Genomic DNA, 26,818 nt, shown 5'->3' with positions numbered 1-26,818 from the left:
TTTACATCTAGTTTATTGAATCCCTAAGTCACTCTTAATATCTGCTAAACCTTTACCTTTATATTTCTTAACTGGTTTTGGTGCATTGTTTACAGCAGTATTTTGCATTAAGAAGTTCTTTTCTACATACGCAAAGTCCTTCTCATCAACTGTCCCGTCAAAATTAATATCTGCTGAGCGTTTGTTTGTACCCCAATATGTTTCAATTGCAATTGCATCATTAATATCGATTACATTGTCTTTATTGACATCACCTGCAGTCGCAACATCAACTGCTTCTGTACCAATTGTTTTTTTAATACCATACATGAGACCGTCCATTGTATTGAACACATTGTCAAACTTACCAGATGTAGTAAAGTGCCCTGGAATATCGGTAATTACTGTGAATTCATCGCTAGTAACTGGTAATCCAGTAATGTAGAACTGCCCTCTTGTATTCATTGTTCCAGTGTATGACTTTCCTTTACTGTCTACGATCGTTACGTTTGCTCCAATTTTAGTAAAATCTACTGGAAGAAGTGTACCATCAGCTCTTTGGAAAACTTCTGGATGGATAAAGCTCGTTACAGCTGAAATATTTGGTAGAATTGCGATTGGAACGATATAAGTATAAGGTTTTGTGACAGTATGATCTACATCTGTAAGTGTAGTTGTCACATTGTAAAAGCTAGAATTTACAATATCTTTTAATTCAGGAATTTTAAATGTGACATCAACCATTGGAATATCACCAGATACATCAGATGTCCCATCAAATATTACATTTACGTCTGATTTAACTGTTGTACTAGTAGGATTTGTTGTTAATACATTTAATTGTCCGCCAAGTTTTTTAGCCGCTTGATTTAATGCAATACTTAAGATGTTTGTATCAGCTGTATTCGTTGTAAAACTATAGCCTACTTGTTTCAATTTAGCGACATTATTAGCAGTTAACGTAATTGTATTTGTCTCACCTGGTTTTGTAATCAATCGATTTGATCTTGTTTTTGCTTGTGGTTGACCGTAAACATATGGAGTTCCTTCTTTTGTGAAAATGTATTGCTTATCACCAAATGCATTCGTTGCTTGGTCACCTCCAAGGAATCTAAATGATAGGAATTGTGAGCTTGGATCCATTGCAATTTCATCTATTACAAAGCCATTTTCATCTAAATTCATTGTTCCAGTTATCCATGGGCTATTATAGTAATAAGCGATAATGTTTTGAGACTGATCAGCTTTCATACCTGCTGCTTTCATTAGGTCAACTGATTTATCATTAATTTGTGCAGTAAATGGTACCGACGTTTGATCTGCCTTATACTCTATAAATGGATTACCTTCTTTCTCACCGTCAACTTGAATATCAAACTTATTTGGCATTGTATTATCTACTAAAAAATCTTGGGCGATTGTATATGATTTACCATCATCATCATATCCAATTAATTTAATTTTGTATAAACCTTCTTTTGGTAATAGAGGCTTTTTGCTCACCGGGTTTGTTGGGTCATTTGTAAAAGGATAATACGCCCCTACAGTAGCTGCGATTTGGTACTCTGTACCTTCATCATAAGCGACACCATCGTATGAATTCATTACGCCTAAATCTTGACCTGTCACTGCATCAGTCAATACGACATCGATTGATTTCATATGTGATTTTAGTGAGAAATTAGCTAGCAAGTATGGATAAAATAATCCGTTATTTAAATTATTACGGTCAGTTGAGTACGACTGGCGTGTAAGACTCATACTTTGGAATCCTTTTTCTACATAATGTACGCCAAAAGGAATTCGATATGTTTCAGAAGGATTATCTCTGTTTGTATAAACCACATATCCCTCATAAATTCCTTTTTCAGCTGTCTTTGGAATATTTAATGTAATAGCCGTCTTCTTTTGACTAATTCCTTTTATTGTAACAAATGAAGAGGTTTGAACAGTTACTCCATTTGCTGCTGCATCCTTAGAACCACGTAGGTTTGATTGGAAATTAACTTTCACATCAAAAGTTTTCGTCTTTTCGCCTCTGTTCATTAAAGTAACTGAACGGTCGTCTGAATAATCAGTTCCATTAAATGATACATTACCGAAGCTAAGTGCCCCTGTTTCTTCATTGATTTGTTTTTCTCTTCCGTTAACAATCATTGGTGTTTTTTCTTGTACTTTAATTTCAATTGTTGAGTGGATTGCATTATATGGGTCAATTCTTCCTGCACCTTGTTCAAACACGCTATATGGTTTGCTTAAAGAATCTGCAGTATTCATTAAAATCGCTTTAATATCTGCTGGTTGCAAATTATGATTAGCTTGTTTTAATAATGCTGCAACACCGCTTGTAAATGGAGTAGCCATTGATGTACCCGACATACGTTGATATGCGTTTTTATAATCAGTTGGATTATTCGGACTGTTGATAAATCCTGGTACTGTTGATAATACACTTACACCAGGAGCTGTAATTTCCGGTTTAATATCATAAGTTAATCTTGCTGGTCCTCTTGAACTAAAATCTGCTAATGTATCGCCTTGAGTTTTCGCTTCATCTATGTCAGTAAACGTAAAGTTAACAGCTCCTGATTGTAACTTTTGTTTTAACGCAAGTCCATCTGCGTTAGATAAAGAGAACGTTGGAATGAAGTTTACACCATCGCCTAAGAATGTTGGAATTTGTCCTTCAGATGGGTTGTCATTATACATAAGAACTGCTGCAGCGCCCTGTGATTTAGCAACCGCAATTTTAGAATCTAATGTATAAGTTCCGCGACTCATTAGAACAATTTTACCTTTAACATCTTTACCCGAGTATGCTTCTCCAAGATTTACATCTACAACCGAATTCGTTACACCTTTTAATTTTGAAATGTCATCCCCAGCGCCTTTGGCCATTAAAAGTAAAGAAGCAGTTACATTATCAATCGCACCTTTTCCTCCAAGTGTCGTAATTGGAACACTGCTAGCTCCTACTGTTAATGCTAAAGCTGCTGTTCCAGGTGATCCTAGTGTATACATCTTATTTCCAGCATTACCAGCTGCAACTACTGCAGTTACTCCATTTAATACTGCATTATTAATCGCAATACTTTCCGGAATTAAAGGATTATTATAGTTAGCTCCTAATGATAGATTCATAACGTCCATTCCATCTGCAACTGCTTGATCAATACCTGCGATGATATTATCCGTTGTTCCACTTCCACCTGGTCCTAATACACGGTACACATATAAATCAGCATCGGGAGCAATACCGGTTGTTGCATCTTCACTTTCATTTTTTCCTTGCCCTACAATTGTTCCGGATACATGTGTTCCATGTTCTGTTATATAATTTGCTGCACCTGAAGTGCCTCCAGGTTTACCAGCTTTTACCCAATCATCAAGTGTTGTTTCCATCGGGTCATTATCATTACTTACAAAATCATAACCCCCTTTAAACGCTCCTTTAAGATCAGGATGATTATAATCAACACCTGTATCAAGTACAGCTACCTTTACTCCTTTTCCTGTATAGCCTTCTTGATGTAATTTATCAATTTGTAAGTAAGAACGCTCATCTGCCATTCCTTTACCTGTTGAACTTGTAGAGGAATCTTTCCCTTCAACTGGAAGCTCCGATTTCACTGTTACATCGCTATAAATCGCTTGTACAGCTGTTGATTTCATTAAATCATTTAGTTTATTTGCAGGGACTTCTAACGCTACCCCGTTAAATGCATGTTTATATTCGCGTTTGATTTTATAAACACCATCAGATTTCGATTTAAATAATGAACCTAAATCTGATTTAAACTTTACATGATCTGCATTTGCATTACTTGCTGCTTTTTCACCCGATAAAGCTTGTCCTTTTAATGCCGCTTCTATTATAGCAATCTTCTTAGGCTTCTGTTTGAAAGAAACGATTACTGAAACAGTTTCTGCACTGTTTAGATTCACTTTTGATTCAAGAAAAAGTCCTGATTGATCAGTTGTTGAAATCTTTTGTAACGCCTCTCTTTGCTGTGGAGTTAATTTAGCTAAAATGGATTCCGCAGTTGAAGCATTCTCTGCCTTTGTTACATTTGATACGTGGCCCAAAGAACCTAAAATAAAACTTGTTGATAAAGCAGCTACAGTAAGACTTTTTGCAATTTTACTTTTACTCGTTCTCTTTAACATACTCTTCCCCCATTGTAGTAAGATACACAGAAAATGATGTTAGAATAGTAGAGGAATTTTGAATCTAAAATACTATAAGTCTTTAAATTCGTTCATTCATCGCTCTTCATTTCCACTTCCTTAATCTAATTATTATAAATATTCCAAAAATACTCAATCGGGTTATATGTAGTAGATTAATCCAATGTTTACCCACTAAAACGATCTATTTCGACAATATTCGAGCGTAAAGTTTATAAACTTCTAATAACTTTATAAGTTTTTCTTATATTTTATGAATTACATCTCTCAAAAACAAAAAAACTATTTGTTAAAACCACAACCAATTCAACGATCCATCGAATGCTGCCGATCTATATTAAATACTACTATGTCATTTTGAATATATTTTAAGAAACAGTGTGCTATTCTTAAAACAGTTTAAAATTAAAAAGGGCCACCCATAAGCTAGTTACTCTAACTTATAGGACAGCCCCTTCTCCTTAAGAATTTAATTCTTCCTTTAATTTCAATATATAATCAGTTATCATACTTGAACAATGCTTTTTACTAGACATGATCCATACATATTGAAGATTGACAGCATCGTAATCTACAATATCGAGTAATATAACATCATCACTCAAATTGTAATTAACCCCATTGAAGGCAGGTACAAATGACACACCTAAGTTTTCCTCGACCGCTTTTTTTAATGTATCAGTATTAGTAGTGGTAAATAACTCATTCATTATGCCAAACTCACTATAGAAAAGTTTTTTAAACCAATGAATGAATTCCCCATCATAGGTAATCATTGTTTCATTGACGATTTGTTGCGGTGTAACAACTGTTTTTTCTGCTAATGGAGAGTTTTTATTTACCATTAATTTCATTTTTGCTTCAAATAAATTATGATAGACTAGGCGATCATCATTTTCAAGTAAATGTTTTATAAATGGTAACACGCCTATATCACTTCGTTCTTCTAAAATATCTTCAATAATATCCTGTCCAGGCTTTTGAAAAATCTCGATATTGATTTTAGGATAGTCATCTCTGATCGATGAAATTGGGTTTAAAAGGACTGCAAAAAAACCTGGTGTGGTAGATATTTTTAACTTACCATTCACATTATTATTAATCATTTGTACTTTTTCGATAAGTTCTTGATATTTTATAAAAATCTCTTTCACATTCGTAATAATTTCTTCTCCATCACTCGTTAGAATCGCACGATTACCTCTTTTACGCTCGAACAATTTTATACCAAATTTCTTTTCGATACTAATAATCGATTGACTAATGGCAGACTGACTTACAAAAAGATTTTGTGATGCAATCGAAAAGGAACCTGTTTTGGCGACTTCGATAAGATATACTAATTTTTCGATATTCATCTTCTTCTCCTTCTATCAACGCTATTAGTATACTACAAACTATATTTTTCTATATTAGGTACTTAACATTATACAAAATGTTAGGTATAAAAAATTAAAAAGCCTGTTCTCGCGTATTGAGAACAGGCTTACATCGTGAAGACAAAGTTCTAAAAATATATTTTATCAGGGTTTACTATTCTCTAGATTGTGCTGATATAATTTGACCAATACTTATTAGCCATTCGTTAAAAAATGGAGAGTAACCTAAACAACTCTGAAGCTGTTTAGGTTACCAGTTAAATTAATTTAAACCTAATTCTACGATGATGCTGTCTAACGTTTGACCTTTATAAGTTTTCTTAGCTTTTGGATTTTGAATTGGATTTGTTGGGTTACCCATTCCAAAATTGTAGTAAACATATGCAAAGTCATTTACATCTGTTGTGCCGTCACAGTTGATGTCTGTACTACGCTTGTTTGTTCCCCAGTACGTTTGTATTTGAAGCGCATCTAGGATATCAATTACGTTGTCTTTATTAACGTCACCGCCTACTGCTGTATAAACGTCAGAACCAATATAAGCAGCAACTCCGTAATCTTCATTACCAAGGTTTCCATACGCGCCATGGAAATTAGTGTATGTTGTAAAGTGTCCAGGAACATCAAAGACAATTGCCATGTCGTCATGAGTAAGTGGTAGTCCGCTTACAAGATATTGACCGTTCTTAGCCATTGTTCCAGCGTAAGTTTTGCCGTCTTTATCTTGAACGTATGTCTTGATGCCCATTGCTGTGTAATCTCTAGTAGAGCTGTCATTGAATGTCCCATCAGCATTTAACAATCCTTGAGCATAGACATATCCACCCATTGACGAGAACTTCGGTAAGATAACAATCGTTGCCATCACACCTAAAGGTTTTGTTACAACACCATCAACATTTTTAAATTGTGGTGAACCATTAAATTTTAAGCTTGAATTTCTTTTAACCACTTGTGGTTCTTGGATTTTAAATGTTACATCAACCATTGGAATGTCTCCTGTTACTTCTTTTGTTCCGTCGAATGTAACAGTAACACTAGTATTAACATTTGTATTACTTCCAGGTGTTGTTGTAGTTGTTAATACACCACCTAACGCTTTCGCTTCAGGAGTTAATTTAAGATCCACGATGTTTGTATCAACCGAGTCTGCAGTTAAATTATATTTAGCTTCTTTTACTTTGCTTACATTATTAGCTGTAAGCGTAACGGTTCTTGTATCTCCATAATGCGTAATCATTTGATTATATCGAGTTGGTCCTTGTGGGTTACCGTATACATAAGCATAATCATCTTGAACAAAGTAGTACACTTTTTGTGCGTTCGCATTTGTTGCTTGGTCTCCACCAACAAAGATTGTTTGAGTGAATGGTGAAGTTAATGCAATTTGGTCTGCACCATTTCCGTTTTCATCTAATTTTAGCGTTCCAGTGATTTTATTGCTGTTCCAAGAATAAGGCATTCCATTTGTACCTTGATTAATATCGATACCAACTGCTTTCATCTGATCAACCATTTGGTCATGCAAAGAGGCTGTAACTGGAATTGTTGTTTCACCTTTCTTGAATTCAACGAATGGGCTTCCTTCTTTTTCACCTGGTACTTTCACATCGAAATGATCAGGAGCTGTGTTATCAATGAATAAATCTTGTGAATTAACAAATTCTTGACCATCATCATTTACGCCAACGATTTTCAGTTTGTAATGACCTTCTCTAGGTAAAGTTCCCACTCTCTTAATAGTTTTGTGAGTGCTATCAGCATACGGATAGTAGAATCCTGAGAACGGATTGAATAAAGTTGGTTTCCCTTCTTGGAAATTCATTCCATCGAATGAATTCGCCATACCTAAATCTTCACCAGTTTTTGCATCAGAAAGAATTGAGTATAAATATCTCATATGAGAATTCAATGTTATTGTTGCATTAATAGATGGATCCATAATCATGCTTGCTAATGCATTTCGGTCATTAGTAAGCGAGTGACGAGAAAGAGTAACATTTTTAATTCCTTCTTCAACATAATGAACTCCGAACGGAACACGATATGTTTCAGATGGATTACTATGATTTGTGTACGTTACATACCCTTCATAGATTCCTTTTTCAGCTTTTTTTGGAATTGTTAAGATTGCATCCTTCGTTACTTTACCGTATGCAGGTACTTTAAATGAGTTGTCAAAGTCTACAGATACACCATTTTTCGTTGCATCTTTAGAACCTCTTGCGTCTGTTTGATATGACACTTTCACATCAAACGTTTTTGGTGTTAAACTGTTGTTCTCAATTGTTACTGCACGAGAATTTACCAAATCTTTGCCCGTATAAGCAACATTACCAAAACTTAAAGAACTTGTTATTTCTTTATAGTTTTTTAATTTTCCGTTAATTATAAGTGGTGTTTTATCTTTTACTTTGATTTCAGTCGAAGTGTGTAAGGCTTGCATTGGATCAACTCGACCTGCACCAACTTCATATACAGAGTATGTCTTGCTTAATGGATCAGCTGTATTCATTAAAAGTGCTTTGATATCTTCTGGTTGTAAGTTAGGATTAGCTCCTTTTAATAATGCCGCGACACCTGCTACAAATGGAGTTGCCATTGATGTTCCTGACATATGATCATATGCATATTTATAGTCAGATGGATTATCTGGGCTATGAATAAAGCCAGGAACAGTTGATAGTACGCTTACACCTGGAGCTGTAACTTCTGGTTTGATATCATACGTTACTCGAGATGGTCCACGAGAACTGAATGCTGCTAACTCATCACCTTTTGTTGTGATTTGAGCTAAGTCGCTAAAAGTAAATTCTGTTTTACCGCTTAAGATTTTAGATTGTAATGCAAGACCATCAGCATTTGTTAAGTTAAATGCAGGGATAAAGTCTGTACCTTCTGCTAAATAGAATGGCATATAACCAGTTGTGTCATTGTTGTAGATCAGGATTGCCGCTGCACCTTTTAATTTAGCTTGTAAGATTTTATCATTGATTGTAGTTGAACCACGAGCAACTAGAACTACTTTGCCAGTAACATCTAAGTTAGTATAGTTGTAAGATTCACCAAATCCAGGAATACGTACAATTTGATATGTCTTATTTGCTAATGATGCAATATTGTCATCGAATCCTCTTGCTAATAATTGCGTATCGAAATTTAAAGTGTCATCGTGACCTTTCATTGTTGGAATCGCTGTTGGGACATCACTTGCACCTACTGTTAATGCTAAAGCTGCATTACCAGGATTTCCTACTGTGTACATTGCATCGCCAGAGTTACCTGCTGCAACGATAGATGTTACACCGCTTAATACAGCATAGTTAAGTGCCATACTTTGAGGTGTTAATGGATCATTGTAAACTGCACCTAAAGATAGGTTGATAACATCCATGCCATCTTGAACAGCTCGATCAATACCAGCGATAATCCCTTCAAACGTACCGCCACCGCCTGGGCCAAGTACACGATAAGCATAGATATCAGCGTCAGGAGCAACCCCTAGAGTCGAAAGGTTATTGTCAGCTTTTGCACGACCTGCAATTGTACCCGCTACGTGAGTTCCGTGTTCAGTGTAGTATGGATCAACACCACCATTAATAAGTGGTTTACCAGCTTTTACCCAATCAGCGTATGTTGTTTCCATTGGGTCATTGTCATTATCAACAAAGTCATAACCACCTTTGTATGCGTCTTTTAAGTCAGGGTGATTGTAGTCAATTCCTGTATCAAGGATACCGACTTTAACGCCTTTACCAGTAAACCCTTCTTTGTGAAGTTGGTCTATTTTAAGGTAAGAACGCTCAGCTGCCATTCCATGTGTGCTTCCTTCAGTATTAAGTGATTCTGACTTAGGAGACTTAGGCTCGTCTAACTGTACAGTTTGGTTACTATAGATTGCTTTAACAGCTCCTGATTGTACTAACTCTTGTAGTTTATTTGCAGGAACTTGTAATGATACCCCGTTGAATGCAGTTTTGAATTCACGTTTCACTTTATATGTTCCGTCTGATTTTGATGTAAATGTATTTTCTAAATCAGTTTTAAATGTTGCATGGTCGTTGTCTACATCGCTTTGTGCTTTTGAAGAAGATAGGGCTTGTCCATTTACAGCCGCTTCAAGCATAGCGACTTTCTTTGGTTTGTTGTTGAACTCAACGATAACTGATACAGTTTTTGAACTATCTAAGTCCACGTCGTCCGTTAAATGAAGTCCTCGTGCATTGAACTTGTCAATGTTCTTAAGAGCTTGACGTTGTTCTGCTGTTAGATTCAATTTGCTTTCTACATTAGATTTAAGGTTTTCTACAGCACTATCTAATTTAGTTGGGCCTTGTGCAAATACATTAAGCATTTGAGTTTGTGAAAATACGAAACTAGCAGTTAGTGCGCCTACTAGCAGTTTGCTTGTTTGCTTTTTCTTCATTCTCTAGTTCTCCTCATCCATTGTTGTTTGTATTGTTTGTTTTTACTACTCTAAGCCTCTGTTAAACACAACACCCCTTTTAATTTATTTCCATAGCTGTATTTTCTTACTCTAATTTTTTTTTTTACAATTTTTTTCTATTAATACTTCTTCCCCATTTATCCAGTTATCCCGAAAACAAAGTATAATATTTTGATAGAATTCAATCAGGTCCTATTACAAGATGTGCTCTAGATACGGATAATTTATCAAATTTCGACCCTATTCGAACTCCTTCCCCATTTGTTATATACAGTATACATAATCAGAATATTCTAATGAAATTCGAAATATTGATAACTAAATAAGAAATTCTTATACTATAAAAATCTCCTGAAATTTCTTATATACTTTTTAGTTGAGAATCCTAGCGATCTTACAATTAGCCAAGAATAGAAAAAGAGAAGTCGATAAACGACTTCTCTTTTTCTATGATTATTGTAATCCTAATTGAGTTAATACATCATCTAATGTAACGCCTTTATATGCAGTTTTTGCTTTTGGCGCACTTGATACAGTCGGATTTTTTAGTCCAAAGTTTTCAACAATATAATCCATATCCTTTTTATCAACTACTTTATCAAAGTTAAAGTCTGCAGTTGCTTTATTAGTACCCCAATATGTTTGTACTGCTAATGCATCTAGAATATCGATCACATTATCTTTGTTTACATCTCCTGCTGCTGCGATTGGTAAATTAAAGGCAATTCTTTTTCCTACTACTTCACCACGTACATTATTGGATAATACAACTTGTTTGTTCATAGTGAAATGACCTGGTACATCAACAGTTAATGTATAAGGAGTTACGTCGGCTTTTAGACCTTCAATGATATACTGACCACTCTTGTTTAAACTTGACGGAGTAGCAGTTGTTTTGCCGTCATAAGAAGTAACGGTTACATTTGCTCCAACTTTACTTAGATCCATTGCGTAAATAGGTTGACCTGAGGAATCCATTGCCCCTTCTACTTGTACTGTCCCTTCTAATCTTGAATACGTTGGTTTATATTTGATACTTTCCATGTATGAGTAGACATTATTAGTCTCTACATTTGATTGATCAATTGTTGAAGCTGTCATTGTAAACCAATTAAATGCAGATCCTCCATAAAGTCCATCTGTAAACTTTTTAGCCGTTTTAAGGTCGAAATTAAATAATTGTAAGTCTTCTGGTAATGTTTTGTCACCTAAATAAGTAAATGTAATTGTATAGTTCGTATTAGACGGATCTGTTTGAACAGCCGCTACAGAAACTTGCGCATCACCATACTGCTTAACTGCATCATTCACTACTACATTCTCAATTGAAGCAAGGTTTGGATCAACTGGTATTGTAATTTTAGATGTTTTTAAGTTTTTAACATTATTTGAACGAACACTATAATTGACTGTGTCTCCATTTGATACGATTTGTTTATTTGCCTTTAAATAGTAATAAGGTAAATTGTGATCCACAAAAACAACTCTTAACATATTAAATGCATTTCCTATAGTGTTTCTTGCATAATCCATTCCATAAAACTGTACTTGTAAAGGTGCCGCTTGTTTTCTAACGACAAGTTTATCAGAGTAATTTCCATTTTTATCTGTATAAATTGGTGCTTTTGGCCATGAACTATTAAAAAATGTAACAACTGAATTGTTTGATTGATCGACTGGAAGACCTAGCTTACTTGCTTCTTCTGTTTCAGAATCATTTAAGTTAATGTTAAAGTCATATAAAAATTGTCCATTTGAATCAAATTGACTGTCATTCGTTTCAATTACTTTTTGATCTAATGAATCAAAGCTAGAAGTCATCGTTGGTGCACCTTGGTCATAAATGAACTCAGAAGATTTTGTAAATGTTTTACCATGTTCATTTGATCCAACCATCTTTATTTTATATCGTCCTGGTTGTGCAAATTCTGGTTGATAACTAATCGGATTCTTAGAGTCACCAGTAAATGGATAATATGTTCCTGTAAATCCTTTTGTAACATAATAAGTTTGGTTTTCATTCAATAATATTGGACTTAATGATCCTAATAATCCTAAGTCTTCACCTGTAATCGCATTTTGTAAAATAACATCCAATGTTTTCATATGTGATTTTAATGAAAATGTAAATGATTCAAAAGGCCATGCATTTTCCGGCCATGCTGTATCAGTTGAAAACATTGGTAAGGCGTCAACTGAATCAATGCCTTCATTTATTACACGTCCACCAAATGGAATTTGATATGTTTCAGTTGCATCTTTAGTGTTCGTGAAAGTGATATACCCTTCATATGTTCCTTTATTTGCTGTTTTTGGAATGTTTAATTTAAATTTGATTGATTTTTGGCCAATTCCATTTAATTTTACAGATGTAGGTCCTGTTAGCGTTACATTATTTTTAGCTGCATCTAAAGAACCTCTTAATCCAGTTTGGAATTTCACATCTACACTAAATGTTTTTGCTTTCTCACTACGGTTCTTTAATGTAACTGTACGTGAATCAGCGATATCTTGATCATCAAATCCAAATGAACCAAAGCTCATTCCACCAGTTAATTCTTGAATTGATTTTTGCTGTCCATTAATAATCGTAGGTGTCTTGTCTACTACCTCTAATTCTACATTTGAGTGAATGGCTTCAAAAGCATCTACTCGGCCACTTCCTGCTTCAAATACACTATATGCTTTTGAAAGTGGGTCTGCTGTATTCATTAGAATTGATTTAATATCTTCTGGTTTTAAATCTTTATTTGATTGAAGTAATAAAGCAGACACACCAGCTACATAAGGTGTTGCCATTGAAGTTCCAGACAATCTTTCATATGCATATTTATAATCTTCTGGTTTTGATCCATCAACGTTTTTATCGTTTACATAGAATGGTACTGTTGAAAGAATTGAGACGCCAGGTGCAGTTACTTCAGGTTTAATATCGTAATTTACTCGAGATGGTCCTCTTGAACTAAATTGTGCTAATTCGTCTGAAGCTGTCTTAAGTTTTGTAAAATCGCCAAAGCTGAAATCTGTTTTACCAGCTTTAATTGCAGCTAAAATTGTATTACCATCGCCATTTGAAACAGAGAATGCAGGAATCGCATCGACTGATTCACCAAGGAATGATTGTATCGCACCTTCTTCTTTATTCGTTTCATCGTTATACATTAAAACGCCAGCTGCACCAGCTGCTTTTGCATTTTTTATTTTATCAATTAATGCAATTGAACCACGTTTAATGAATGCAATCTTTCCGTTTAAGTCTTTTCCGTTAAAGTCTGCTGGATTGGCTAGACCAACATCAACAAGCTGATACGTTTTGCCCTTTAATGTTGTTAAATCATCTTTATAATTTCTTGCTAATTGTCTTAAAGAATAGTTTTTACCATCTTGAACTCCTGCATATTGATAGATATCAAGTGCAATAGATGATGCACCAACTGTTAAAGCTAAAGCTGCTGTACCAGGTGAACCAACTGTATACATTTGATCCCCACTATTACCTGCTGCAACAACTGTCGTTACTCCACTTAGAACTGCGTTGTTTACTGCAATTGAAGTCGCATATAGTGGGTCATTTAACGTTGCACCTAATGACATATTAATAACATTCATGCCGTCTTTTACTGCTCTGTCAATTCCGGCAAGAATTGCATCAGTCGTCCCGCTACCATATGGACCAAGTACCTTATATGAATAAATATCAGATTCGGGAGCCGCTCCAACAGTTTTATATTCACTATTCGCTTTTCCACGACCGCCAATAATTCCCGCTACATGTGTACCATGCTCTGTATAGTACGCACTGCCACTTAGAATTTCTGCTTGGCCGGACTTTTTCCAATCTTCGTATGTTGTTTCCATTGGATCATTATCATTGTTTACGAAATCATATCCACCTTTATATGCATCTTTCAAATCTGGGTGGTTATAGTCAATCCCTGTATCTAATATTCCTATTTTAATTCCTTTTCCAGTCAAGCCTTCTGCATGTAATCGATCTAAAGCGTCATAAGGTGTATAGTTTCCAACATTCGCTTCATCTGCTTTTAACTGACTGGTTTCCTTAGGAGGATCAATTGAAAAAGTTTGGTTACTCCAAACTGTTTTTACAGCTTTTGATTTTAATAAGTTTTTAATTTGGTTAGCTGGTAGACTCATTGAAACACCATTGAAGGCATTTTTATATGAGCGATTAATCGTATAATCTACTTTTTTAGTTTTGCCACTTTCTAATACTTGACCAACATCTTCAGCAAATGTCTCATGATCTTGATCGACTAATTTTGCTGCTTCTTTTTCAGTTAAAGATTTACCTTCTACGCTTGCTTCAACTTGAGCAACTTTTGCTGGCTTATTAGCAAACTCGACAATGACATTTGTTTGATCTGTAGAATTTAAATTAATATCTGAAGAAATTTGAAGACCAGTTTGTTCACTAGTCGAAAGCTGTTCAAGTGCTGCTCTTTGCTCTGAAGTTAGTTTTGCTAAAATATCTTCAACCTTTTTGGGGCTTGCTGCTTTTGTTGTATTCGATACTTCTCCAAGTGAACCCAATATGAAGCTCGATGTTAAAGCTAAAACGGTAAAGCTTTTTAAAAACTTCTTCTCTGTCTTTTTCCCCATTTTTCTTCCTCCTAAAAATTTACAACAAGGTAGATTTCTACATTGAAGTACAAAAATAAACTTACTTTGACAAAACATTTGTTTATTTCCCAAAAAATAAACAAACAATTTGTCATTTATTTAAATTCATTATTGTGAATTTCCACTCTTTTATCAATTGGGTTATAGCGCCCCTTTAACACTGGTTCTATAGAATAAATCGAACGAGTTTCGACAAAAATCTTGTCCAATGTTTATAAACATTGGACAAGATTTTACTATTTTTAATAAATATCAATTTCCTAGATCATAAAAAAAGTCTTTAGACAACGAATAATCGTTATCTAAAGACTTTTAACTTAACACCTTGTTCATCAATTTAAAACTTTGATCTACCTCAATGGCTTTTTTATAGTCCTTTTTCTCCACATAGTGTTTATATAAAATCTTTCCATATTGTACAAAAAACGAAGCATTATTAGTTGCTATAAGCTGTGGAACAACTACTTCTGCTAAAAACTCAAAATATTGTTTTTGATTTTTTTTACATTTCAGTGCTAATAAATTATATAGATTATAATAAATTTGGCATTGTTTTTTTGCTAATTTCGTACCTATTTCGATATTTTCTAAAATACTCTGTTTATTTAGTAACTTTCCATCTAGGCATGCTTCGGTAAAATGATACAAATGTCTTAAATACTGTGTAGACGATTTGTCAGTTAGTAAAAATGCTTGTTCATAATATCTGACAGCCTCGTCATAAATTCCTCTTTTATAAAACTCTTCTCCTAGATTAAATAAAATAGTTATTTTACTTTCTTGTGCACCTAAAATCATACAATTATGAATTAAATCCTTATAGTTTTCTACTAGATTTAAAAAATCAATTTCACTTTTGCTATCGAATTGCATTAGCATTAAGATTTGAGCATTCATAGCACTCACGTAATTATATGTTCGATTAAAGAATTGAAGTGCTTTTTTTGCATAAGTAAATGCTGATATTTTTGCTTTTGCATAATGGTACGCTTGAGCTAAATGATAGTAATATTCTTCATTATTATAATCTACTATGTCAATTTGTTTTAAAAGATTTACAGCAGTCTGACTTTCTTCACCTTGGGTAGTTCTAAATGTACTTATACAATATATTCCTTTAATGTGCAGAAGAAGGTTTTTTTCATAATTAGATAATTTTGGAAGCTCCTTTTCTACATATTCGATTATATTTTTCGCTTCCTTAACCATATTTTTGTACAAATAATATCTCCCAGTTAACAGCATATAATTTACTGCATGTTTAGAAGCCATAATAAACGGATTTTGATCTAATACTAATTTAATGCCTTCTATCAGTACTGATCTTTGCATAATGATTGCTTGACTCCAATCATTTAATTGGTTTTCAATTAGACAAAAAGATTCGATTTCTTTGTTAATATCAATTTCTAGTTTTTTAGCTAATTTGTCTATAATTTCAGGAGATAATGTAACTTTTCCACTTTCAAATCGACTAATATACGCTTTACCACAAATGCCTTTACCTAAGTTAGACTGGCTAATTCCTTTTTTCTCTCGATAATATTTGATGATTTCCCCAACTAACATATTTAGCCTCCTCTATAATAGGCAACGATAAAATTGAACAAAAAGTATCATTTATTGTAAATTTTTATAAATATAAGAAAGCACTTGATAAATCGAATGTTTTGATTCAACATTAGAACGTATTATTTTTCAATTACATATGATTCAAGCGAAAAAATAGAATAATACTATTAGTTAAACACAATTCTATATTTGCAAAATGATTAAGTAAATTTACATTTTTTAAATATAACTTCACGATTTGTAATATAAAAACTGAAATAAAATTCTATCTTAGTAAAGTTTTAGTTCATGTATGAAAGCTAAAGGTGGTCAATGTAATGCATATAGAAAAACTAGAGATTTTAGTAGAAGTCGCTAACACGGGGTCGATTTCAATCGCTGCAGAAAATCTTCATATAAGTCAGTCTGGTATAAGTCAAGCGATTACAAAAATAGAAGAAGAGCTAGGAATAAAAATCTTCAATCGATCTAGATTAGGCGCAAGATTAACAGTAGATGGAGTACAAATCGTGGAAAAATCAAAAGAAGTACTCTTAAAATACGCAGAATTAAAAGAAATAGCTCAGAAAAATAAAGATTCCCAACTCAGTGAACTTAAAGTTTCAATGGTACCCGCTTTTATTAATTACTTATTACCTCCGTTAGTTGATTTTAAAAACCAACATTCAAATTTGCATATAGACATATTAGAAAACACAACAGAGCGTACAATTGAAATTGTAAAAAAAAATCAAGCGAATATAGGAATCATCTGTCTTTACGAAGGCATTAAGAAAGAATTAGAAGAATTTCATTACGAAGGATTAATAGATGGAAAGATGAAAGTATATGCAAAAAAAGATTCCCCTTTTGCCATTTCGAAAAAAATAACTCCAGAAGAAATACTTCAGCAAAAATTCGTTCTTTATAACGGTGATTACATAAGATGGTTTACAAATAACTTCCAACAAGATATAGGAAAATTAAATATTTTATTTTCATCCAACCATCTTGAAGAGTTATTACGAGCAATTTTAAATGGCAGTGCTATAACATGGGGACCAAATTTTTCATTAAAAAATCATCCATATTTATCGAATGGTGAACTAGTTGAAATCGATCTCGTAGATTATGATTCTGTGAACTCAGAGCTTGGGGTAATCACCTCAAAAAAGAAAATTTTATCAAAAGTTGAAAAACAATTTATCAATTTCATGAGAAATGAAATCATATCATCTTAATAAAAAAGGCTACATTTCAATATCGAAATGAGCCTTTTTATTTTATCAAAATAGCATTTGTTTTAAGATACATTTGTGAACTAACGGATTAATACAATTTACTCTATATAAAATCATTCATTATTATTCGATTGTTCTTTTTCCTTCTTTCTTCTTAAGAAAACAATTAAACAAATGATCCCAATTAAAAGGATTAATCCTCCTCCGATATAATACCAGAAATAATTATTTTTTATTTCAACTGCTTTATTATTTAAATCAGTTTCTTCTTTGCCAATCGTAAATAGCTCATCCCATTCCCATATTTGGGTTCCGATGATTGCTTTCATCTTTAATCGGTAAGTTCCGGATTCAATAGGTTGGTTATTTAAATCGATTGCGTAATCAAAATTTGAATTAGGTGCCATACTCATCTCAGTTTTTTTCGAACTATATAAAACTTTATTGGAACCTTTTTTAAAGATTTGCGCATCTATACTCATATCCTTCACAATAGAAGATTCGCTATTTTGGATTGTCGCTGCAATTGTTGTACGATAATTTACTAATGTAGGTTTTATGTCAAGTAAATGTAAATTCGGCTCGACTTCATTACTGTTTTCCGATAATTTGATTCCAACCACATAAGCATACTCATTTTTTATATTAATGCTCTCGTTTTCAGAACTTTTTTTTGTTTCATCAATCTTTTTCTTAAAGTGAGCTGCACCTAAAATAACTCCATTATATTCATCTTTTGGCATTGTAATTGAAAAAGATACTACTTTTGATTTACCTGCTGGAATAACAACTTCTTTTTGAGGTTCTGATACTAAGTTAGTTAAGGGGTACTTTAGTGATTTATCTGCATTTTTACTATTCGATTCAGAGTAATCGATTAATCCATTATTATTGGTCGTTGCAAAAGTAATATTCGCTTCGATTGTTTCTTCTTTTTTACTATTATTAAAGACCTCAATTTTAAAATCCTGTTTTTGTCCTGGAGACATTTTTAAATCAAAATAAGATTTCATATGATCAATTTGATTTGTTGGAATGATTGCTTTTACGGAAAAATCGATAGTATTCTCTGCCCTTACAGATAGAGGGATGAACGATAAAGTTAACAAAATAGCAGATAAAATTAGCAATAATTTTTGACGTTTAAGTTCCATTTTTATATTCCCCCTTTAGAATGAATACTTTTATATCATTTTTACTATCAAACAGTTAAAAAAGGTTCAATAAGAAGACCATCCCATTAAATCTTATTTTTCAAAATAACTACTATAAACCAGGAGCATCCGTTAATGTCCACGTGATAGTTGCCTCATGATTACCGATCGTTGCCGAGCCTGCTGGTATCGTCAAAGTGACATTATCATTTAACGCTCCATCATTCACTTCTGGATTTGGCCCGAGCCAACGAGTTACCCATGTCCCAAAACCATTACCTACAGATGCGGCAACAACAGGTGATGCTGTGCTTCCGTCTGTTTTTAAAACAATTGACTCTGTTGCTACAGGAGCTCCACTTGTACTTAATGAAATAACGGAGCCATTTTTAAATGTAATGATTGCACCAGGTAGAGAATCTTCTGTTCCATTTGTAAATTTACTTGCTCTAGCAGTTACTGACCATCCTTCCCCAGTACCACGGCGATCTGACACTTGAATAAATGGCTTTTTAGATTTAGCCGAATAGACTTCTGTTTTATTTGAAATCTCATTTACACCGAAGTCAACTGATGAAACATAATCTAATGTTAATGAACCAGCATTCCCTGTTGGCAGATCTGTTGGATTTGTAGGATCTGATGGTTCTAATGGATCAATCGGATTTATAGGATCAACAGGTGCAACCGGACCTGTTCCAGCAACAAATGTTATAGAAGACTTTGAATTCCCTACAGATGATACCTCCGCAAAAGTTGAGTGAGCAACTCCAACTAATGATGACATTCCAATTACACTAACAAGCACGACTTTAGTAAATTTCATTTCACTCTACTCCTTCATAAAATTTTTTTGTTCAACGATGTCATTATATCGCTGTAGTAAAATGATTCCCATGATGTTTTTTACCTTTGATTTAGGTAAAAATAATAACTTATCATCCAAAAAAATTCACATTTATAGCTAAAAATCGCATGAAAAGGTGTTTTTCAATAGATAAAATAAACTTTCACTGCATTAAGAGGGAAGTTTAAAAGAAATAATAGTAATAAATTAGACATAATTTATGGAGATTTTTTATGGATAAATCAACAAAGCGGAAATTACAAATAATCGATATTTTAAGTAAAGAAGATAAGTGGTTTAAAACTGAAGAATTAGCTAACGAGTTACTTTGTACCGAAAAAACAATCCGAAATGATCTACAGGCAATTAACACTCACCTGCCTAAAGGATGGCAAATTGATACAATAAAAGGTAAAGGGATTTATATTAATAAACCGATTTCTTCATCAATTAATCAAATTCGTTCACTTTATGTAAAAAATTCATTGAAATTTCAAGCTATTATGCTAATACAATTTACTCAAATTAAAAGTATTGCAGAATTAGCAAACGCGCTTTATATACAACAACCTGCAGTCTATCCAATACTTGACCGCGTTGAGGAATTATTGAAGGCCTACCATTTAACTTTAAAACGTGGGCCGCTCGAAATCGTCGGAAGAGAATTTGAAATTCGGCTTTTGTGTGGAGATATTCTAGATGCTTTATCCGCCAATTCGAATGATCAAGAATGGCCAATTGAAGCATTCTCATTTCAAGATATTAAAAAAATTGTACTAGATACTACTGAAAAATTTAGATTATTCCTATATCCTTCTACAGCAAATAAGTACGTTTATTTATTAGGGACAATGTTATATCGAATCGATAAAACAATGCAACTTGAATTAGCTGATCAATCGATAAATAAAATTTTAGAATCAAAATATTTTAAAATTGCGAATGAAATTTGTAATCATTTAGAACATCAATATAAACATCATATTTCAATGAATGAACGCATTGCGTTCTCGTTATTAATATCCACTCTTCCCTATTACAGTTTTGACAACATGGAAAAAAACGAATTTCTTTATTTATATCGAAATCAAAAATCAAAGTATTATAAGGAACTCTATCACCTAGTAGAACTATTAAAGGAAGAAACAGGTTTATTGTTAAATGAGGACGAGGAGTTTCTTTACACATTACATGACCAATTCCAAAGATACTCATTCATTTTATACTCAATCGATAAAAAAGAACCATCCTATTCAATGGACCGATATGTTAAAAATCAGTATTCAGACCTATATAAAAAGGTATCAAAAGCATTACAAATCTGGACGAAAAAATATTCTTACCCTGAAATTACTAGAGATAAAATTGCGAAAGTAGCATTAAATGTTCAAGCTTCTAAAATTAACTTATCATCAACAAGGAAGAAAGTTTTATTATTAACAAGTAATGGTCCAGGCGTTCATCGTTATATTGAAACGAAATTAATTTCTGCCTTTGATCATAAAATTGATTTTCTTCTTCCTAAATTAGGTGAGTTTGAATCAACAATTATAAATGAATTAAACATTGATTTTATTATTTCTGATTTCTTACTTGAAGGAGAAATCATTCATCCAGTCATTACAATTGAACCGGTTCTTACGCAAAGAGATATTGATCAAATCTCAAATTTCTTAAATTCGAACTAAGGCAAAAAAATTAAAAATTGCTCCTTACATTACTGGTACTTTTTTCCTTTTAATCAATCGAAAATATAAAAGAGGCTGTCTAAAAAGTCGGTGAATAAGACATTTTGAGGCAGTTTTTTTCAATTCTTTATTTTTTGAGGTTTTTTACAAAAATGGAGTTTTTTGGAGAGAAATATCCGACTATTATTTTGTTTTTAGAAGTGGATTTCCACTTTTTTAGGTTATAGGCAACACAAATTAGACCCCAATCCGTGGTATTTTGGATAGGCTCGTTTCAATGTCTGTTTCATGTTCTACATCTATCTTTTTGGATCACTTTTTCGATTCCTAACACAATCTGTTGGAATTTTTCATCGATTTTTGATCATATTTTTCTGTTGATTTACGCTAATGATATGTTTTTCAATTTAAAGTTTGGGATTTCGCAACATTATTTCGTAAATATTCTAATTTAAAATGATACAGTTATCTAAAGAAGGGGGAATCTATTGATTGCTGTTAAAAATTAAAAAAATTGCATTATCTTTTAAACTGTCGAAGAAAAAAATATTCAAAAATAAAAATGGCATGCAAAGATTTAGGTTATTTAAAATAAATGTCCTATACTTATCAAACTAAAAGGTAGAAAATATGATAACTTAGAAAAATTATGGATAATAGTTGGAATTAGTATGATTTTTATTTTTCCAGTAGTAATAGGAGTCATTATGTATTTTAGCAATTAAGTAATTGAACTACTCCTCCTTAACACCCTCGATGTCTTTTCGTTGAACCTGATTTTCGATTGAGACTTGGATCGTTTTCATTTCTTTTCCTTTGGTACATGACTAGCTTAGGGTTTTCGTTTCCACAAAAAAAGATGTCCCAAAAAGTTAATACGTTTGAGACATCCTCTTTTAGAGATTAAACATTAAAAAGTAGGTAAGTTACTTAAATTATTTGTAGGATCACCGTCAGGATAAGAACGGAGTGTTTTATGTGGATTATCTCCACGAGTTAGACCTGTGTTCACATCTTCAATTTGTTCAAGCTCTGCCATTGCTATGGCTTGCTCAATCCCAACTATTTCACCATTTTGGAATTTTACATCTGTAATATCACCATCGCCATTTTTTCGTACTGCGACGATATGTAATTTATTAGGATCATCTTGATGTTCAGGATGTCCGACACCGCGATTTTGAAATGACATACCAACACACCTCCATTTAGTAGACACAAAAATAGTATGGCGGGATGAAAATATGTTTATCCTTCCAAATTATGACAGACTTAATATTGTAAAACATTTCACAATTTATACACAGACAAATTTGCACAAACAATTTACGATAAGTATGTAATCATTAATCTAAACAACTTTCGAAAGAAGGGAAAAATATGACTACTGTTTTAGGAATGACAAGAGAAGGCAGATTAATTCACAAAATTGGTGATGGTTATTACCGATATACAAAATTAAACAAAGACGAACTAAAAACATTAAATTTACTTGTTAATGAAGGTATGGCAACTGTCGTTAAAAAAGGAATTGGTTATGCAGCTCTTGTTAAACTGACTGAACAAGGTAAAATTATAAATCACGAATGCTAACTTTAATTGATTAGAATAAAAGAATAAATAAAACCATGCAAAGTCTGAACTGTTTAAGCCCCCATTTTTATACCCCTTTAAAAGCTGAGATAACTATACTCCTTAAAGGGGTATTGTTTTAATGAAAAACTATGTTTTTTGATACATTCCTTGGTGAATCATTTGTTTATTCAAATGGCATAATAGAATGTATAACGCTCATGATTGACACCATTTATTCGCCTACTAATCCATCACCATCTCGATCATCCATATATTTATAGAGCCATGAATCGCGCGTAATTGGCATTTTAAAGCCAGCAGCTTTGGCTTCGGCGATTGTAACTCTTCCATTATGGTTGGTATCCACTTTACTAATATCTTCATTACTATTTTTCGCTTTGTTTGCAGGTACATTGTCTGTTTTCTTTGGCGTACTGCTCGCATTTGTCGTTTTCCCTAAACTTTTATTTACTTCATCTGGGTTTACATTGTCAAATTCATCTGTAATGGATCTGCCATGAATTTTGTATGTGAATTTATAATGGTTTGGAATTTGCGTGTGTGTATTTGGATATTGAATCACTGCTACGAAATCTGTACAACCTCCTGCATCTCGAATCACTTTTTCCATATAGGCTTGATCACCATGCCTATTGAGATTGCTGTTTTGAGGAGTAATATTATATGCGTTTGATACTCCACCAAGCGAGTCTGCAATCACATGCCCTTGATCCAAGATCGGACTCTCTGTACCAGGAACATTTGCTTCATCAGCGTAATATCTACCTGATGATAAAACATGTTCAGTTTTCGAATTTTGAAGTGTTATCTTTTTCGCTTCAACACGTATTAGCTGACCGTATTCATTTGTATACGCCCAATATTCCCGTTCTCCAAATCCAACATCTACTTTGACATTCGGCTGTCTATGTCCTGATAGATCCCCGCCGTTTACTACAATTAAGGTATATTTGCTGTAATCAAATCCACCCGTTGTACCTGTTGCCTTTGAGGTGCTAGATGCAGGAACACTTTTGTTTGGTCCACTATCACTCGTTGGTTTTTCTTTGTCATTACTCTTTTTCGTTTCAACAGTCTTAGAATCCGTGCTTGTTGTGGTTTCCACTTTTTTTGACGATGTCTGTTCAGTGATTTCTCCACAACCCACAGATACAGATAGTAGAATCACAGTAAATAAACTCAAAAATATTCTTTTGTTCACACTTCTGCACACCTTTCTCATGTTTCTCCTCTAGAAAAATCATATTTAAACGATAACAAATTTTGATCTTTTCTTGGAATATATCGACGGTGCTATTATAACCCTATGCAGCTATCCTGTCAGTAAGTTTCATAATAAAATCAACAATCAATCATAATAGAGAAAAAAACGCTATCTCATAATAAAGATAACGTTCTAGACTTTTTCAATTTTGTTCATTTAAAACTTGTGCCAAATCGATAAAAAACTTTAATGACTCTGGATTAGCCATCGAACCTTTGTTGACTACTTTTTCAGGAGAAAATCCTAATAATATTTTACGAATTGGAACTTCTAATTTTTTTCCACTCAATGTTTTTGGAATTTGCTCCACTTCATATATTTCATTAGGTACAAATCGCGGAGAAACCTTCTGCTTAATTTCTACTTTTATTTTTTCTTTTAATTCATTTGTCAACACAACCCCATGTTTCAGTGCAACAAATAATGGCATAAATGACTGACGGCCAAGTAATTCTAAATCAATCACTAAACTTTCCATTACTTCATCAAGCGTTTCAACAACTCGATAGATTTCACTAGTACCTAAACGCACTCCTTGTCTATTTATAGTTGAATCTGATCTCCCATATATGATACAACTACCTTTTTCATCAATTTTAATCCAATCTCCATGTCTCCAAATACCTGGATAAACTTCAAAATAACTTTCTAGATAACGTTCATTATTAAAATCACCCCAGAAATAAAGTGGCATGGAAGGCATAGGAGAAGTAATCACTAATTCGCCCACCTCGTTAATAACTGAGTTTCCCTCATCATCGAATGATTGTACATGAGCTCCTAATGAACGAGCTTGAATCTCCCCAGCATAAACAGGAAGAATAGGTGAACCTCCAACAAATGCTGTACAAACATCAGTACCTCCACTAGTTGAAACAAGCCAAATGTCATCTCTTATATTTTCATAAACCCAGGAAAATCCTTCTACTGATAGTGGAGATCCCGTTGAACAAATAGACTTTAATTTAGAAAAACTATGTCTATTTTTCAACTCAATTCCGTGCTTCTCACACACGCTTAAAAATCCTGCACTTGTACCAAAGAATGTTACCCCTACTTCTTCTGCAAGGTCCCATAATATATGTAAACTTGGATAAGAAGGGCTTCCATCATACAATAAAATCGTACTGCCAGATAACAAACCACCAACTAATTGATTCCACATCATCCAGCCAGTTGTAGTAAACCAAAAAATGACATCATCCTGATTTATTCCTTGTTCAACTACTAATGTCTTTAGTTGCTCAACTAATATGCCTCCTTGACTTTGTACAATTGGTTTAGGCAAACCTGTTGTTCCAGAAGAAAACAAGATCCATAATGGATGTTCAAAAGGAACACTTTCAAAAGTAAGTTCACTGCTTCCCACTAATAATTCATTCCAAAAAACGATATTGCTTTCCATTTTGTATTCATCAAAATTCACATATGGCACTAAAATTGTCTTCTTTAATGTAGGTAATTCAGACTGTAGCTCTTTAACGCTTGATAGCCTATTTTGAACTTTTCCATTATAAGAATAACCATCCACCGCAAATAAAATAGTCGGTTCGATTTGCTTAAAACGGTCAATTACACTACTCGTACCAAAATCTGGTGAACAGCTTGACCAAATAGCTCCAATGCTTGCACAAGCTAAAAAAGCAATGATCGTTTCAGGGATATTAGGCATATATGCTACAACTCGATCACCAGGTTTTACACCTAATTCTCTTAAAGAATTTGCTACTAATCCTGTCTTTTCTTTAAGCTCTTTCCAACTTATTTCTGTTTTTGGAGTAATTTCTGATTGAAAAATTAATGCAGTTTGATCTCCTTGATCATTTCGAAATACATGTTCTGCATAATTTATTTTAGATCCAGTAAACCATTTTGCGCCTGGCATTTTTCTCTCTTTGAGAACTTGATCGTACGGCGCGTGCGAAATGACATTACAATATTTCCAAATGCTTTCCCAAAAGGACTCTAATTCTTCCACAGACCATTTCCATAACTCGCTTTGTGTATTGAAAAATAGTTTTTTTTCATGTTCAAGCCAATTCATAAAATGGCTAACTCCAGCATTTTCAATTTGCTGCCTAGTTGGTTCCCATAATAAAGCACCTTCAGTAACCGCTTTCATTATTACTCCTCCTAAATTAGCAATCTATTTATTTTAATGCCACAGTACTGCGCATAGCTCGTTCAACCCTTTTCATGAAAATCACTTAAAATTTTTCCATTATGTATTAATTATTTTCCTGAAAATACTAAATATTTAAAAATTAACTATTATACTATTACACACTAAATAGACTGTCAATATCGAAAATAAATCATCATTCAACTAAAAGCACTCTTTAATACTGCACATTTAACTACTAATATTTAAATGTGCCAAAAAACTTCATACTATATCCTCATAGAGATAGTGTTGATATTTAATTTGATTAAATGTAATATATTAATTGATAATCCTGCAGGTTATTATTACCAATTATAACATTATTTACCATAAATATATTATAACTCGTATATACCCGGAAATATGGTCTGGGAGTCTCTACCTAATTCCCGTTAAGAATTAGACTACGAGGTAATCTTTACTTTATAAGTATAAAAAGCTGAATGTAATAGGGATCACTATATACCTTTGTATAGATTAACTTACTTATAAATACTCTATTAATCTAGAATATTTAAAAGTACGTATTCCATCTATTTCAAGGACTATAGTGTCAACCTTCAAAATTTCAACTTTTTTACAAGCCAAGATAAAGTAGGACTTATCTCTAGTGGAGAATACGTCCTACTTTATCTTGGTTTTTTAATGTCATTTAATTGTTTTCTTAAATAAAAATTTA

Annotated in this window: 13 protein-coding genes and 1 riboswitch; of the genes, 3 read left to right on the top strand and 10 right to left on the bottom strand. The window is 33.2% G+C overall.

Annotated elements, in window-relative coordinates:
• Positions 1 to 12 precede the first annotated feature (12 nt).
• The 5 genes from ACSBO6_RS04050 to ACSBO6_RS04030 form a co-directional block, all read right to left on the bottom strand.
• Positions 13 to 4,146 (bottom strand): S8 family serine peptidase, encoded by a 4,134-nt coding sequence (locus ACSBO6_RS04050; protein ID WP_098843903.1) that lies wholly within the window; start codon positions 4,144 to 4,146, stop codon positions 13 to 15.
• A 482-nt stretch (positions 4,147 to 4,628) separates the two neighbouring features.
• Positions 4,629 to 5,525, bottom strand: a complete 897-nt coding sequence (locus tag ACSBO6_RS04045) for a LysR family transcriptional regulator (RefSeq protein ID WP_498844208.1) — start codon at positions 5,523 to 5,525, stop codon at positions 4,629 to 4,631.
• Positions 5,526 to 5,808: 283 nt separating this feature from the next.
• Positions 5,809 to 9,972, bottom strand: a complete 4,164-nt coding sequence (locus ACSBO6_RS04040; RefSeq protein WP_498844207.1) for a S8 family serine peptidase — start codon at positions 9,970 to 9,972, stop codon at positions 5,809 to 5,811.
• Between the two features lie 474 nt (positions 9,973 to 10,446).
• Entirely contained in the window at positions 10,447 to 14,613 is a 4,167-nt protein-coding gene (locus ACSBO6_RS04035; protein WP_498844206.1) for a S8 family serine peptidase, read from the bottom strand.
• A gap of 333 nt (positions 14,614 to 14,946) precedes the next feature.
• A complete protein-coding gene (locus ACSBO6_RS04030) occupies positions 14,947 to 16,203 on the bottom strand; it encodes a helix-turn-helix domain-containing protein (protein WP_498844205.1) in 1,257 nt (418 codons plus the stop codon).
• A 320-nt stretch (positions 16,204 to 16,523) separates the two neighbouring features.
• On the opposite strand from ACSBO6_RS04030, the gene ACSBO6_RS04025 reads away from it, so the two are divergent.
• A complete protein-coding gene (locus tag ACSBO6_RS04025) occupies positions 16,524 to 17,426 on the top strand; it encodes a LysR family transcriptional regulator (protein ID WP_498844204.1) in 903 nt (300 codons plus the stop codon).
• Between the two features lie 113 nt (positions 17,427 to 17,539).
• Here ACSBO6_RS04025 and ACSBO6_RS04020 read toward each other — a convergent pair whose 3' ends face one another.
• Positions 17,540 to 18,580, bottom strand: coding sequence for a WxLIP family cell surface protein (locus ACSBO6_RS04020; RefSeq protein WP_098843897.1), 1,041 nt, complete (start codon positions 18,578 to 18,580; stop codon positions 17,540 to 17,542).
• 112 nt (positions 18,581 to 18,692) lie between these two features.
• A complete protein-coding gene (locus ACSBO6_RS04015) occupies positions 18,693 to 19,406 on the bottom strand; it encodes a WxL domain-containing protein (protein WP_098843896.1) in 714 nt (237 codons plus the stop codon).
• 254 nt (positions 19,407 to 19,660) lie between these two features.
• Between ACSBO6_RS04015 and ACSBO6_RS04010 the strand changes: the two genes are divergently transcribed.
• Positions 19,661 to 21,115: a BglG family transcription antiterminator gene (locus tag ACSBO6_RS04010; RefSeq protein WP_098843895.1), complete on the top strand. Its 1,455-nt coding sequence runs from the start codon at positions 19,661 to 19,663 to the stop codon at positions 21,113 to 21,115.
• Positions 21,116 to 22,025: 910 nt separating this feature from the next.
• Here the strand turns inward: ACSBO6_RS04010 and ACSBO6_RS04005 are convergent.
• Entirely contained in the window at positions 22,026 to 22,307 is a 282-nt protein-coding gene (locus tag ACSBO6_RS04005; protein WP_098843894.1) for a DUF3892 domain-containing protein, read from the bottom strand.
• Between the two features lie 188 nt (positions 22,308 to 22,495).
• Here ACSBO6_RS04005 and ACSBO6_RS04000 point away from each other — a divergent pair, with 188 nt between their 5' ends.
• Positions 22,496 to 22,708 carry a hypothetical protein gene (locus ACSBO6_RS04000; protein WP_098843893.1) on the top strand — a complete coding sequence of 71 codons (213 nt, stop codon included), beginning with the start codon at positions 22,496 to 22,498 and terminating at the stop codon, positions 22,706 to 22,708.
• 214 nt (positions 22,709 to 22,922) lie between these two features.
• On the opposite strand, the gene ACSBO6_RS03995 is transcribed toward ACSBO6_RS04000, so the two are convergent.
• Together ACSBO6_RS03995 and ACSBO6_RS03990 are read right to left on the bottom strand one after the other, a co-directional pair.
• A complete protein-coding gene (locus ACSBO6_RS03995; RefSeq protein ID WP_498844203.1) occupies positions 22,923 to 23,933 on the bottom strand; it encodes a DNA/RNA non-specific endonuclease in 1,011 nt (336 codons plus the stop codon).
• 184 nt (positions 23,934 to 24,117) lie between these two features.
• Positions 24,118 to 26,097, bottom strand: coding sequence for an acetoacetate--CoA ligase (locus ACSBO6_RS03990; protein ID WP_498844202.1), 1,980 nt, complete (start codon positions 26,095 to 26,097; stop codon positions 24,118 to 24,120).
• Positions 26,098 to 26,464: 367 nt separating this feature from the next.
• Positions 26,465 to 26,566: riboswitch (purine riboswitch) on the top strand.
• The last annotated feature ends 252 nt before the right edge of the window (positions 26,567 to 26,818 follow it).

The organism is Bacillus sp. AL-1R, assembly GCF_052180195.1.
Lineage (GTDB): Bacteria > Bacillota > Bacilli > Bacillales > Bacillaceae_G > Gottfriedia.
The sequence above is the reverse complement of the archived record's forward strand: the minus strand, read 5'-3'. Positions and strand labels throughout refer to the sequence as shown.